Annotated in this window: 7 protein-coding genes; 1 reads left to right on the forward strand and 6 read right to left on the reverse strand. The window is 34.5% G+C overall.

Annotated features, from left to right (window positions below; genetic code table 11):
* Positions 1 to 334: 334 nt before the first annotated feature.
* The 6 genes from ACNFU2_RS10770 to ACNFU2_RS10795 form a co-directional block, all read right to left on the reverse strand.
* Positions 335 to 1,756: a SusD/RagB family nutrient-binding outer membrane lipoprotein gene (locus ACNFU2_RS10770; protein ID WP_418124882.1), complete on the reverse strand. Its 1,422-nt coding sequence runs from the start codon at positions 1,754 to 1,756 to the stop codon at positions 335 to 337.
* Between the two features lie 12 nt (positions 1,757 to 1,768).
* Positions 1,769 to 4,774: a SusC/RagA family TonB-linked outer membrane protein gene (locus ACNFU2_RS10775; protein WP_172280494.1), complete on the reverse strand. Its 3,006-nt coding sequence runs from the start codon at positions 4,772 to 4,774 to the stop codon at positions 1,769 to 1,771.
* Positions 4,775 to 5,297: 523 nt separating this feature from the next.
* Positions 5,298 to 6,728, reverse strand: coding sequence for a SusD/RagB family nutrient-binding outer membrane lipoprotein (locus ACNFU2_RS10780; protein WP_273649455.1), 1,431 nt, complete (start codon positions 6,726 to 6,728; stop codon positions 5,298 to 5,300).
* A 5-nt stretch (positions 6,729 to 6,733) separates the two neighbouring features.
* The gene (locus tag ACNFU2_RS10785; protein ID WP_306614149.1) at positions 6,734 to 9,766 is read right to left on the reverse strand and encodes a SusC/RagA family TonB-linked outer membrane protein; all 3,033 of its coding nucleotides are present in this window, start codon (positions 9,764 to 9,766) and stop codon (positions 6,734 to 6,736) included.
* Positions 9,767 to 10,250: 484 nt separating this feature from the next.
* Positions 10,251 to 11,915 (reverse strand): SusD/RagB family nutrient-binding outer membrane lipoprotein, encoded by a 1,665-nt coding sequence (locus tag ACNFU2_RS10790; RefSeq protein ID WP_273649460.1) that lies wholly within the window; start codon positions 11,913 to 11,915, stop codon positions 10,251 to 10,253.
* A 12-nt stretch (positions 11,916 to 11,927) separates the two neighbouring features.
* Entirely contained in the window at positions 11,928 to 14,924 is a 2,997-nt protein-coding gene (locus tag ACNFU2_RS10795; protein WP_273649462.1) for a SusC/RagA family TonB-linked outer membrane protein, read from the reverse strand.
* Between the two features lie 315 nt (positions 14,925 to 15,239).
* On the opposite strand from ACNFU2_RS10795, the gene ACNFU2_RS10800 reads away from it, so the two are divergent.
* Positions 15,240 to 15,824 (forward strand): ribonuclease HII, encoded by a 585-nt coding sequence (locus ACNFU2_RS10800; protein ID WP_273649464.1) that lies wholly within the window; start codon positions 15,240 to 15,242, stop codon positions 15,822 to 15,824.
* Positions 15,825 to 15,863: the final 39 nt, after the last annotated feature.

Below are 15,863 nucleotides of genomic sequence, written 5' to 3' on the forward strand. Positions count from 1 at the left end.
AAGACAAAAGAAAACGACACAAAATTACCGATTACTCAAAAACAATGAAATTAATCCATTATTTTGTTAATATTTTAAACCAAAAATTAGCAAATAAATAAATATAAGTAAGCTAAAAATTAGCATATCCCAGTAAAAAAGAATATCAAATTGGATATATACACTACAAAAAGAGCGAATATTAACATCTTTTATTTTAAAATAGTTATAATCTGGCAATATGATTTACATCTTGTATGTTTATTACTATTAATTGGTAAAAAATGAAATGGCCGGGATAAATCCCGACCATTTTGACACAAAGTATTGTTTAATATGAATCTTAAATATATTATTAAAACTTGTCCCAGAATAATTTTGTAGTTGCTTTATCGCCACCAATTTTATTCGCAGCTGCCTTCACATTTGCACCGTTTAATACATATTCCTGATCGGAATAAGGCATTCTGTATGGTACAGAAGACAAGTTTGATTTTGGAGGGTTCACAAGAATTGGATTATCTAAGCGTCTTGTAAAGTTCCAACTGGCAAATCCTTTATTAAACATGGCAATCCATGCCTGAACTCCAATCGATTGCTTCCAGTTAGCCGCATTGTAAGGATTAATTGCCAGATATGTTGCTATATTAGCAGTACTAACACCATTCTCTCTTAAAGATTCTGTAACAGCAGCTGTATAAAGATCTACTGCTGTACCCCCAGCTGAATAATGTCTGGCAGCTGCTTCCGCTTTAAGAAAAGCAACTTCTGCATAGCTCAATAAATTCGACGAAGCAGTTGCAGATCTAAAATAGGGACCTAATTGAGAAAAATTAGTATATGGATCATTTAACTCACCAAAAACACCTCCTTTATAAGCACCTGCAACTTTTGTAAACCATACATCCATTCTTGGATCTGATAAGTTTTTCATCGTATTCACTACCAATTCGCTAGGTAAGAAGTCATTTCTGTTGGAAGCCACTAAATTATCAAATACGGGATTTGAAAAAGTATTTCCATCATATTTAAACTTGTAGGCTTCATCATCTGAAGAAATAACACCACTAGCAATTGCAGATTCAACCGTAGTTTTTGATAATGTAGGATCAACATCTGCTAAATTCATCCCTAATCTTAGTTTAATAGAATTAGCAAATTTTTTCCATTTGGCCATGTTACCTCCGTAAACCAGATCAGCATAACCAGTAGATGCAGGCTTTATGGTAGCTGTAACAGCATCGATTCTGTTAATCAAATCAAGATAAATTGTTTTCGCGTCATCATATTTCGGAGTTAGAATTTCATCAGGCTTAAATGCTTCTGAATAAGGAACATCACCATATGTATCCACCAAATTTTCCCAGATAAAAATCTCTTCAATTTCCAGCGTTGCTAGTTTATTTGTTCTGATATCGTCTGTCTCCACCTCGTTTTTCAGATTCAATTTTGCTTGTCTCAGGTTATTAATACTGTAAACATACATCCTATTAAAATGGTTACGAGGCTGATTACGAGTCACTAAATTATACTGAGTTTCATCTGGATATTGAGTTTCAGCCCACTGCTGTGTAAAAAATCTGTAATTATTAAAATTTACACTTGGATTATCCATATAGTAGGAAGACTGATACATTGCAGTAGCTAGCAAATTATCAGATGGAAGAACTGAAGGATGCTTAGGATCATCGTTAAGAGACGTTAAATCACTTTGACATGAACTTAAAGTCAACCCAATACATACAGATACCAAACCTAGTTTTATAATATTTTTCATTTGTAAAGTAATTTAGAATTTAAATGTTACATTAACACCAATATCTCTTGTTGTTGGCATCGAACCGATAGACCACCCATAAGAGTTAAGGCCTCCACCTACCATCGCCTCAGGATCAGCATATGGCAAATTCTTGTGAATAATCCACAAATTCCTTCCAACTATTGAAATTTTAGCATCATAGATTTTAGTCCCTGCTAACAGAGATTTAGGAAGCATATATCCGATGCTTGCTTCTCTTAGCTTGATGAAAGATCCATCATAAACAAAGGCGCTTGCCGGTTGTGTTTTGTATCCCATAGATCCATTGTTATCAACCGGCGATAAAGCAATAGTATTTGGGCTGCCATCAGGAAGAACTCCCGGCAGAACAATAGGCTTATCCCTGTAATCTCCGACAGCTGTTTCTTTATAAAGACCTGAAGAAAGGCCGTAATACATATCCGTTGAAAATACATCACCTCCTTTTCGCATATCGATCAAGAAACTCAAGGAGAATCCTTTATAACTGAAGCTATTTCTAATTCCTCCAATCCAATCAGGTGTAGTGTTACCAATAATCTGATTAGGATTTTGTAAATATTTACCTGTTTTAGGATCAATAACTTTTTGTCCGTTTAAATATGTGTAATCAGCACCAACCAAGGTGCCCCAAGCTTCTCCTTCTCTTGCATTTAAAGAAACACCACCCTGGAAACTATTTACTAAAAGATTAGAAATTCCTGGATATATACTTACAACCTGGTTCTTATTTTTTGACCAGTTTGCATCAATATTCCATGTAAAATCTTTAGATTTTATTGGAACCAATCCTAGCTGTACTTCAACTCCACTATTATCAATTCTACCTGCATTGAATACTTTACCTAAATACCCAATAGCTGCCGATGTAGGAAGTGGTGAAAGAATCTGATTTATAGTTCTTGTTTTATAGTAAGCAAAGTCAAGCGTTATTCTATCCTTTAAAAAATGAGCTTCTGTTCCGATCTCAAATTCTTTAGCTCTTTGAGGTTGTAAATTAAGAAAAGGCTGATTGATAATCGGATTATATATTCCTATTCCAGATAAGATTCCAGAGGCTCTATAATTATTAACTAATTGATAAGGATCTGCCGTACCTCCTACCTCTGCGTAGTTTGCTCTTAATTTCCAAAAGTTCATCCAGTTTTTCGTATTAAGAATTTCCGACATGATTAAAGAGCCGGTTACTGAAGGGTAATTATATACATTATTACCAGCTAATAATGTTGAACTCTGATCTATTCTCCATGTTGCATCCACGTAGAATTTTTTATAAAAATCAAATGAAGCAGTAACGTATCCTGAATTAGTTTGTGTGGTATATTCAGTTTCATCTGATGCTAATGGTGATTTTTTGGAATTTGATAATGCATAGATCCCAGCAACGATTAATCCTCCCTCTGTTGAAGCATACACAGAATTATAGTAATTTCTTCGAATATTTCCACCCACAACCCCGGAAACATTAATATTATCAGTTATATCAAATTTATAATTTACCATTAAATCATAATTGGTCTCTGTTCTTAGCACATCACGTCTCGCGTAACCTGAACCAATAGAATTATTTGATTGCCCGAAAGCCTGTGGTAAAGATCCAACAGCTAATCTATTCTCTGCTAAAAGATTTGATCTGTCATATGAAACCTTTCCAGTAATAGAAATATTATCTAATAAATCATAATTTAACTGTGCGTAAGTAAAGTTTCTATATCTTTTATCTGATGTATAATTTTGATAGGCCTGGAAATATGGGTTATTCCAATATGCAGGTCGTCCATCAGCGGCTGATTTTCTACTCCAGGTAACATTTCCATAATTATTTGCAGCACTGGCAACACTAGGATCAACATTTGCAAAATAAGCCCTTTCTAGATCGGTCACATCTACGTTAGTTTGCCACCATTGTCTGAAACCTGTTGCTGTATTATTTGAATATCCTGTAATACTTCTACCTTTAGTATCCTGCAAAGTCATTGTAGAATAAAAAGTGGAATGCAATTTTGGAGTCAGATCGTAATTAATTTTTAGGGAAAGATTATTTTTGTTGAGATGAGAGTTAGGCATTAACCCATCGGACATCATATTTTCGTAGGTAAAGCTTATGTTTTTCCCCTTTTGTCCTTTTTCCAGTGTTACGCTATTAATGTATGTGGCAGGGTTCTCGAAAAATTTAATAGGTCCATTTTTTGCAGCCACCCATGGTGTCGCTTTTTTATAGTTAGGAGAAGTTGGATCAAAAGAATCCCATTGGTAAACCATTAGATTAGGGTCAAATTTTGGCCCCCATGATGCATCAGCTCCATAATTAGCATTATTAAGACCATCTGCTGCCTGCGATCCAAACTTTTGAGAATAACCTGCTCCATATCTTGTCTGATATTCAGGGAAGGTGGATTTATCAATAAATCCTACTTGTATAGCAGATGAAAGTGTAATTCCCCAAGACCCATCATCCTTTCCTTTTCCATTTTTGGTTGTGATAACAATAACCCCATTTAATCCTCTTTCTCCATATAATGCGGACGCTGCTGCTCCTTTTAATACATTAATCGATTCGATGTCATCCTGATTGATATCAGAAAGAGCATTACCATAATCAATATTTTTTTCCTGAGTATTGGAGTTATTAACAGGCGATCCGTCAATAACAATTAACGGGTTACCTCCTCCTAATGTTTTCATCCCTCTGATAAGCAGGTTGGAGGACCCTCCAAAATTATTATTGGTAGTAACGTTAAGACCAGCTACTTTTCCAGATAGCTGAGCTGCAATATTACCCGTATTTGTAGTACCATCGGAGAGTGCACTCGCTTTAATCTCCTGGGAAGCATACCCCAAAGACTTTTTCTCTCTCTTAATACCCAAGGCAGTCACAACGACTCCCTCAATGTCCTGGGTCTTTACCGTATCATTCTTCTTCTTTTGCTGAGCGTTTATAACAGCTAGGGATGAAGATAACACCAGTATAAGGATACCCGTAGTTACTTTCTTCATATCAAATTATTTTTAGCGTTACAAATTTGTAAAACTTTTTCTACAACACAAAAGAAATAGACGAAAAAGTAACGATTAGACAAAAATTAACAAAAATTAATGAATAGAAAAATGCCAAATATGTTAAAAACATGCATTTTAACAAAATATAGATAATTATAACATGTATTAATTACAAAAATAGAATCAGTCTATTAAAAAGCCATACTAAATCATTAATTGGTGATATTTATGTATGAAAAAATTCAAAATAAATACACAAACAACTGTATATCATATATTTAAGAAAGAACAAAAAATAAACACTAATCTTTATAAGCTATATATTAAGTACTCATTATGAAGTAATCAAACGATAATTATTATGCATTACATAATTTATTTTTCTCCCTATAACCTTAAATAATTCATCATTCTCTGAAATTTAGAATAAAAAAAACATTATAGTTTAAATCAGATCAGATGATTTGTAAAAAAAATAGCCGGAATAAATTCCAGCTATTTATCTATTGCATTTCTTAGTTTAAAATTTATCCCAGAAAAGTTTTGTTGTAAGCCTGTCACCGCCAATTGCAGCACTTGCTGCAGCGTAGTTCGTACCATTGGTTGTCGCCTCTGCAGCCGGATACTGAAGTCTTACCGGTACTTTTCCATTAGCATTTGGAATTGCAGTTGCAGGCGCAATCAACTGTGGATAATCTAATCTTCTATAGAAATTCCACGAAGTTACTGCCTGATTATACATAGCTACCCACGCCTGCTCACCAATAGACTTCTTCCAGTTGGACGCATCATAAGGATGAGCAGCTATATATGCAGCTGCGTCAGCACCCACACCCCATTCAGTAAAGGAAGCAGTGATTGCTTCACCATATAAAGTAGCAGGATTTCCTCCTATACCCCATCTTGCAGCAGCTTCAGCGAGATAGAAGGCAACCTCTGTATAGCTTAAAATAACACCAGGAGTAGTTGCAGTATAGGCAAATTCACCAGCATTCGAGAATTCAGAAAACTCACCAGGTGCCCCAATAACCTGACCTACATAATTACCATCAACATCAGTATAGTACTTAGCAATTCTCGCATCATTAGAATTATTCATATAATCTACCAACGTTTTACCTGCAATAAAGTCATCTCTTGAGCCTGTTTCTTGAAACATAGGGTTCTCATTTGGAGATGCTGCTAAATATTGAAATTTACAATCATCCAGAGAAGAAGCCAGTACTCCACCAGTAATCGCCTTGTTAACTGTTGATTGAGCCAAGGCAGGATTAACATCAGCAAGAGCAATTCCCAACTTTAAAAGCAGCGAATTTCCAAACTTTTTCCATTGCGCGTTATTCCCTTTATAAAAGATATCTCCGGAAGCAAACGAACTCCCTCCAACAACTAAATTACTTAAATCACTTTCTAATTTACTTATCAGAGAAGAATAAATATCAGATGCTTTATCATATTTAGGAAGAGGATATACATCAATATTTAAAGCTTGCGTATAAGGAATATCTCCGTAAGTATCAACCAATACCTGATAAGTATAGATCTTCATCATATCCACTATAGCTAGTTGATTTGTTTTTTTTGCAGGCCAGGTAGACAATTCCGAAGGTGGTGGTACATATGCTTTAATTATCTGCTCTGCCTGGTCTAAATTTTTCAAAACATTTACATAGTTATCAGTCCAGACATTATTGGATACATTCCGATTGGTAAAATCATAATTACTTTCATTCACATAAATCGTTTCCTGCCAATATTGCATCGTCAATCTGAAATTATTCTCATTTACACTTGGCGTATTCATGTAATCACTAAGTTCTTTTTGTGCAAAAGTAACTAAAGACTCCTGAGTCGTATTATAAGCTGCATGTGGATCCAAATTTACATCATCTCCCGTTGTACATCCTACAAATAAAAGAGCTAATATTGGTGTTATTATATATTTTTTCATATTCTTTAAAAATTAACTTTTACATTAAACGAAATGTTTCTTGTTGCTGGCATAGGACCAGATTGATACCCTTGAATATTACCTGAAGACAGCCCTGCTTCCGGATCTGAATATGGTAAATTCTTATGCATAATCCATAGATTATTCCCAATTAAACTCACTGACATTCCCTGTATAAATTTAGAATTGAAAAAATCTTTATCAAATCTATAGGTGATAGAAACCTCTCTTAATTTTATAAAGCTGGCATCATAAACAAAAGCAGCTCCCGGAAGATCTGTTCCCAGTACCTGGCTTGATTGTGATTTATCCAATCTTATTGTATTTGGAATATAGCTACCTGGGTTATTAGGATCTTGCATTACACCTGGTAGTATGACCCCTCCACCATTTGCTAAAGTATTTCGAATTGGATTTCCAAGATCATTTATTCCTACAGAATCAGGATAAACACCTGTTCCATATCCATAGAACTGATCTAATGAATATACCTTACCTCCTTTTTTCCAATCAATTAAAAAACTTAATGAAAAGTTCTTATAGCTAATTGTATTATTCAAACCTGCAGTCCACTTAGCCTGAAAACTTCCCTGATTATATGTCGGCGTATCCGTAACTAAATAAGCTCCATTTGCACCAACAATTGGTTGTCCATTCGAATCTCTCACATAATCAGAAGTCCAGATTGAGCCATAATCTCCATTTAAAGGAGCATTAATACTTACACCGCCCTGTGATCTACCCATCGTTATATTTTCAATTCCCGGGCTAAGAGCCGTAACTTTTGTCCATGGATTTGACCAGTTTAAATTAAGATCCCATGAAAAATTACTTGTTTTAAGTGGTGTTGCATTAATGGATACTTCAAAACCTTTTGTCGTTAATTCTCCTGCATTTTGAGTTTTAGCAATAGCTCCGTTTGCAAAAGATACTGGTAAAGGTAAAATTTGATCGAAGGCTTTATTACGGAACCAGGCAACATCAAAGCCTAGACGGTTTTTAAACATTCTTGCCTCAATTCCGAATTCTATATTTTTCAAACTCTGAGACCTCAATTCAAAATTTCTTAACGTTGTATTGTATGCATAAACAGGAATATCTCCATAAGAAGGCTGGCTGAAATATCTATTCAACAGTTGATCAGCTTGAGTATCTGAACCCACTTCAGCATAAGCAGCTCGAATCTTACCAAAGTTAAGCCATTTAGCATTGATAAGATTAGAAAATACAACACTGGCAGATAATGATGGATACCAGTACACTGCATCATTTTCAGGCAATGCCGTAGACTGATCTCTCCTGTATGTCCCTTCTAAATAATAGGTATTTTTATAACCTAATGAAATCTGAGCAAAAGCACCATAAACATATTTGGAAACATCTGAAATCAATGGTCTAACTGGGGAAGATGCTGAATTGGCGATTGTATAAATACCTGGAATGTATAATCCTCCTGAGGTCGATTGTTGATTTGAATATACTTTCTGAACATTAATATTTCCTCCTAACAACGCATTAATATTGAAATCATCGGTAATATTCTTTTTATAGGTACCAATGAAATCATAATTTGTTTCAGAAAATTTATATTGACTTGTGGCATAACCTGAAGGTTGATCAACAGTCCCATTGAGTCCAAAATCATTTCCAATATAAGACCCTACAGCTTTCCTATCTTCCGTTATCATTGTATAACCATCTCTTCCCATACGGAACAGTAAATTGATGTCCTTTGTAACATCATAATTTAAACTAAAATTTCCAGCAAACCTATCTCTTGAATCATTCTGATAATTCTGGTATCGCTGAAAATAAGGGTTATCCCAAAAAGCCGGAGTTAAGTCCGTAATACTTTTCATGTTCCAAGTATAATTTTTATACGATCCCATATAGAGATTTCGCAAATCATTTATATCAACATTTGTTGGCCACCACTGTCTAAAATTGGTCATAATATTATCATTATACCCCGTAGTATTACGCCCAACTGTCTTTTGAGTTACATAATTTGCATAAAAATTTGCCGTTAGCTTATCTGTGAGTTTGTATGATGCATTTCCACTAAAGTTATTTTTTATCAGTGAGCTATTAGGCATAATATCTGTGGCATCAGTATTTGCATAACTCAATCGGTAAGTTGCTTTTTCGTCACCTCCACTAAAGGAAAGGGTATTTACATAATTGGTTCCGGTATTAAAAAATTTAATAGGACCATTTTTTGCGATTTGCCAAGGGGTTCTTTGTCCTTCAGTTGGAGAACCTGGTATAAATGCACCATATTGCCAAACCATGGAACCATCATATGCTGATCCGTAAGAAGCATCATTTCCGAAAACAACCCTTGGACTTCCCTGATATAAAGCACTGCTAAAACTGTTACCTGTATAACCTTGCCCATACTGTGTTTGGTATTTAGGGAAAGTAGATCTGTCAACCGTTGACATAGTAATGGAACTTGAGAACTCCATTCCTATACCTTCCTTATTTTTCTTTCCTCTTTTAGTTGTGATAATAATAGCTCCATTTTGGGCCCTGGAACCATAAAGAGCAGTCGCTGCAGCTCCTTTAAGGACATTTAAAGTTTCTATATCATTTGGATTAATATCCGCAACTGAGCTTCCGTAATCATACCCACCGCCACCAGTCGCCTGATTGGCCGTGTTTATATTTTTATTTAAGATAGGAACCCCGTCTACAACGAAAAGAGCCTGATTATCACCTAAGAGCGATTTATAACCTCTTGTAACAACGTTTATAGACCCCCCAAAGTTTGTACTCTGTTTGATTTCCAGACCTGCTACTTTACCCGATAAGTTGTTTAGGAAGTTGGTGGTAGGATTTTTATTTACAGCATCTCCTTTTACTTCTTGAGTTGCATAACCGAGAGATTTCTTTTCTCTTTTGATACCGAGGGCTGTCACTACAACACCTTCAATATCTTGCGTTCTTACAGTGTCACTTTTCTTTTGCTGAGCATTGGCAACAGCTATAGATGAGGACAATACCATAATCAGAACACCTGATGTTATTTTCTTCATATTAAATTGATTTTTGTGATAATACAAATTTGTAAAACTTTCTTAACAACACAAAAGAAAATAGTAAAAAATTAACAATACTTCAATAATCAATAAAAATAAACATCATTAAATAGTTAATTTTTGTTAAAAATTAACTATTTAATAAAAACCACTTAACCAATAGCTCAAATAATTATTGAAATACAACAAGTCTACAAAAACACTATACTAAATCAATAAAAAGTGATATAAATGGAATAAAAACACAAGAAATACAAAATAACTATTTAATAAACAAATACTTATAAAAAAATTAGAAAAAAATAAAAAAAAGAGTAATACAATTTAAAAGATAGAAAAATAAGCAATCATACAGATCCAATGATTTGCATAATAATATTTTTTTTCAATTAATTTATTAATATTAGCATAAATTATGAAAATAATAAACTAAAAAAACCGCCAAAAGGCGGTTTTAAATATATCAAAAAATGTTCTTAAATTAATTTTGATTCCAGAATGGAGTATATTGATTCTTAACAAATACTTGTGCACTTGTAATATTTGGTACATGCGCGGAGTTTGCAGCATATTCAGAGAATGGATATACTAATCTGTAAGGCTTGTTAGGGTACTGTGCTGTTGTTGCCATTGGCGTGTACGGATATCCTGTTCTATTGTATTCAATAAACATTTCTGTAGGATTAATATTCGTTAAAGCAATCCATTTTTGCGTCATAATAGCCTCCAACTTCTGAGCATCACTACCCATCCACCCAAGTCCTGGCCTTGTACTAATGCCAGTTAAATAAGTTGCCATCTGACTAGTATTTGCTCCTAACCAGTTTGCATTTGATGTAATTGCATCAGTAAATTTAGCTTGACCTACTATTCCAGTAAAAATGGTAGGCCAACGAAGAGCTGCTTCAGCTTGCAGTAAATCACTCTCTGCTTTGGAAAAGAGTACTCCCCCTCTCGCATTATTATTAGTAAGTATCGTAAGCCAAGAAGTTGTAGCAGCAGAAGTAAAGTTACCTACTCCTAATTTAGAAGTATTAACATTATTAACTGGCACACCCGGTTGCCCAGGTATATTCCCTTGTCTAATCCCTTTTAAACCAACAAAAGGATTCCCATTTGCGTCAACAGAATTTACATTCGTAAACAATCTACTTCTTCTAGGATCTTTAAGCCCCGTAAACTTTGCATAATCACTGCTATTCAAAATAACATTTCCTTCTAATGCATTTGCCATATGCTCGGAGACAACTATAAAACTATAGTTCTGTACTGATGTATTTGCCGAAGTCCTAGCCCACGTAAGAACATAAGGATTCATTTGATCATCATTTCCAGAAGAGTATCCAGGATTAACAGTCACTTCCGATTCAATAAATCCACCATGCTGATCCGGATTCGAAGGCGAAGTTCTAGCAGCAAGCGCTTGCAATTTCTGGTTTCTATAAGTCTGCAAATCTCCCGTAACTTTAGACATCCTAATCAAAAGCCTCAGCATTACTGTATTAGAAAATCCTTTCCATTTATCCATATCTCCTTTAAAAACTATATCAGGAGCAGTTATTGGCAAAGCATCTGGATGCGCCGCATCCAGCAGAGCATTAGCTTCTTCTAGTTTAGAAATTAAGCTTTTGTAGATATCTACATCATTATCATACACTGGCGAGGTATTTACCTGTCCTTTGAAAGCCTCACTATAAGGAGCATCTCCATACAAATCTACAATATACTGCATATAGTATGCCTTCATAATTTTAGCAACAGCAATATAATTATCTTGTTTATGATCAGGATTTGCAAATTTTTCCATCTGGTCGAAATTAGCAATCCTAGGATACAATCCCCAGATTCCAGTATAAAAAGTATTATCTACACTATTAAGATTAAATTCTCTCTGAAAAGGACTGGTGAAAGTATAAGCATTTCCAGCCCAGCTGTTCATCATTAAATTACCAAACTGCACCATTGTACCAGCCTGAGTTCTATAAGCAGTACTAATAGCACCTGGAAGCATAAGTTCCGGAGTAATATCTTCCGCTTGAATTGCATTCGGATTGTCATTGACATCCAAATAATCATTGGAACAAGAGGTTGCTGTAAGACCTAATGCTGCAACTAAAAGTATTGTTAAAAATTTATTATTCTTCATGTTATTCAAAAATTAAAAAGTTACATTTAGGTTAAAACCAAAATTTCTTATACTAGGATACTGTCCATTAAGAGCAATACCAGCTGCATTTCCAGAAGTTGAAGCCGTTTCAGGATCTGAATAATTTCTGTTATCCTTAGCATAAATGAAGAAAGGATTTCTTGCATAAACACCAATTGATAGCGAATTAACAAATGTGTTGCTTAAGATTGATTTTGGAAGGTCATAACTTAAGGCAATTTCTCTTACTTTTAATGCCGTCCCATCAACAACAAATTCTTCCCCAACAGACCTGTATGGCCCAGTGAAATACGCATTTACACCAGTATATGAAGGATCATTACCTACCGGCGTTGTATTAGGAACATACTGCCCATTCACTAACTGAACAGAATTCGGAACCACATACCCTTTTGATCTGTCAAAATCAGCAGTTTTCTCCGATGAACCCATACTTCCTAATAATGACTTATTGAAAGCAACAAAGCTATTCCCAGTTCTATAATCAGCCACCGCACTCAAGGTTATTCCTTTAAATTTGAATGAAGTACTAAATCCTAAAATATAATCCGGATTTACTTTACCTAATACTTCAAAAGTAGAAGTCGCCAAAGGAGTACCGTTTGCATTTACTATAATATTTCCATTAGGATCTCTTTGATATTTAGTTCCCTTAATTACCGGGAAATTTTCTCCTTTAACAGCAAAAATACCCACACCAGGCGTTCCATAGGTTGATAATGCTACTTCATCAGCACCATCAGCCAATCCTAAGATCTTAGTTTCATAAGTAGTATAAGACCCTCTTACTTTCCATTCAAAATCTTTCGTTTTGAATGGCGTAAATCCTAAATCCAATTCAAACCCCTGGTTTCTGCTATTCCCAATATTATCTTGGAATGCTACAATACCAGAAGCTAGAGAGGTAGTAATTGTTGTAATCAAGTTATCTGTATCATTTCTATATACGGAGCCATCAAAGGTAATACGATCATTAAATAATCCTAAGGACAATGACGCCTCTTTAGATTTAAGGAATTCAGGCTGAATCCCTTGATTATATAAAGTTGTAGCTGGTAGATAAGATGATAAACTATTAAAAGGATATCCAGTCGGGAAAACCCCAACACGATCCAATCCATAAACAGGCACAGTTCCCGCGTTACCCACTTTACTATAAGATAAACTCACTTTAGCATAATTCAACACCTTTCCTTTAATGGAGGCAAACGCTTTAGTAGGAATGAATGATGCACCGAAAGAATAGTATGGGTAACCTTTATTACTAAAGCCCAATTTCTCTTTGTTAGGACCTACCGGATTTTGACTTAAAACAGAGTTTTTCTCATATCTGAAAGTAGAGTTGAAATATAAGAAATCTTTGTAGCCCAAATCCAAGTTAGCAAACCAAGCATAAGATCTTTGCTGGTTCTTACTATTATCAAGGTTATAAAATTTATCCGGCTGTAGTACATTATTAATATGATACCAACCTGGTACCTGCAAATTCTTACCCCCAACAGAAGTTATTGAAGAAGAAGTATCCTGAATATTATGCCCAACATTAAATTTCAAGTTCAGATCATCAGTAAGGTCATAATTAAAATTAGCCATCAAATCTCCATAATATCTAAAGCTAGATGCAACGCTTTTATAATATTCAGAAACAACCGGCTCCGGACCATAATCTGTAGGATGGGTTCCGTCGATAGGAGTTCCAGTTCCGTCATATAATCTATCGTATGCGAAATCATTTAAATGACTTTCCGTTACAGTAGACCCCATTACCGCAGTCCCAGCATAAGTAAAGGATACATGATCATTTAATTTATATTCTAAATTAATCAAACCAGAAAATGTTCTGTCTTTTGTATCCGTTCTATCATTTTCAATTGTCCAATATGGATTAGTTGCATATATTGTATAACTGGCATCCGGTAAAGCATTTTTAAATTGCCTTACGTCTACATTGGTAGGAGTTTGTATTAACTGACCATATAAACCCGAGGAAGTTGTTGATGTTTTCAAGTCCAGGTAATTGATATTACCATCAATTCTAAATTTACCAAGCTGCTTACCTGCTTTAAAAATAAAATTATTTCTTTTCAAATTATCACGCTCAACTACGAAGTCATTTTCCGCTCTGTTTAATGACAAGAAAGCATAAGAATCAGCTCCACCAGCTGTAACCGATAGTCCATTCTGGATCAGTACACCTGTTTTAAAAAACTTGCCAATATGATTATTCTTTGGACTAAAAGTCTCAGTCTTCCAAACATTATTAGCATCAGGCATACCCACTATTAAAGTCTGACCTCCTAATGCTGATGAATAAGCAGGCCCCCAGTTAGAGTTCTCATAAGGAGTCCAGTTTGTTCCCCCAAAATCAGTAGTGTCAAATGTATCACCAGGATACCCTTGTCCATATTGCTTTTGGTAAATAGGCAGTTTAAAAACAGAAGAAAAGTCTATTGAGTTAGTAAGACTAAATTGAAGTTTTTCTGATCTACTTCCTTTCTTGGTAGTAACAACAATTACCCCATTACTTCCTTTTTCACCATAAAGAGCTGCTCCTTGCATCCCTTTGATAATATTCATATTATCAATGATTTCAGGAGGTAAATTTTGCAATATCCCTAATGTAGAAATTACACCATCTATAACAACTAATGCCTGGTTATTTCCAGAAATTGATCTAGGCCCTCTTAAAACAACTCTAGTAGTTGAGTTTACCGAATTATTCGTTGTATTAATTTGTAAACCAGATACTTTACCTGTGAGAGATTGCACTGCATTCGGGTTATTCGCCTGTGTAATCTCCGCATTATTTACAACCTGATTAGCAGATGTAATCGCATCCTGTCTTTTCTTTAATCCAAGAGCTCCGGTCACAACGACTTCCCGTATGTCCTGAGTTCTTATAGTGTCAGTCTGCTTTTTTTGCGCGTTCACGACCATAAAAGAGGAAGTAAGAACTATAGCCAAAACACTTGTAGTTAATTTCTTCATATTTAAACTGATTATTTTTTTTATTAAATGCAAATATGTAAAACTTTCTTAAAATAACCAAATAAATTGTTAAAAAGATTTAAAATAATAAATGATCAAATACACATATGAATTATATTTAAAGATTTAATAAAATTAAGCTAAATTTAACATAAATCACTAATTCGTGTTATTTTTTAAATATGATAAAAATTTTATAACTCAACTAGAAATATTAAATAAATAAGATAAATATACTGCCATTTACACATATTGCCCCAAAATATATTTTTCTTTATTTTTACAAAATATTATAGTGTTTTATATATTATTTTAATGGATTTATTACAAAGTTGGTCAGAGAGTTACATAGAAGCAGGATGTGATGAAGTTGGAAGGGGGTGCTTGTCAGGGCCTGTGGTTGCTGCAGCTGTCATCTTAGACCACAGCTTCAAACAAAGCTTAGTAAATGATTCTAAAAAATTGAATTTTAAAACCAGAATGGATCTGGATAATTATATAAAAGATAATGTTAAAGATTATGCTATCGCAGAATTACCTCCAGCATTCATTGACTTACACAACATTCTTAATGCCAGCATCCATGCAATGCATCTGGCATTAGATAAATTAACAACAAGACCGGAACTAATTCTGGTGGACGGAAACAAGTTCCATCCTTATAATTATATTCCACATCAGTGCATCATTAAAGGAGATTCTAAAATCCTTTCAATTGCTGCAGCTTCTATCTTAGCTAAAAATTACAGAGACCAGCTGATGATTAAATTACATGATGAGTTTCCCGAATACGGATGGGATACTAATTTTGGATATGCTACTAAAAAACATCAGGACGCACTTATAAAATTTGGCCCCACAGTACACCACAGGCAATCTTTCAGACTTAAATATGATTAAAGAGGTGCAATAAAAAAGAGGTGCAAATAATTTGCACCT

This window comes from Chryseobacterium sp. PTM-20240506 (genome assembly GCF_048296755.1).
Lineage (GTDB): Bacteria > Bacteroidota > Bacteroidia > Flavobacteriales > Weeksellaceae > Chryseobacterium > Chryseobacterium proteolyticum.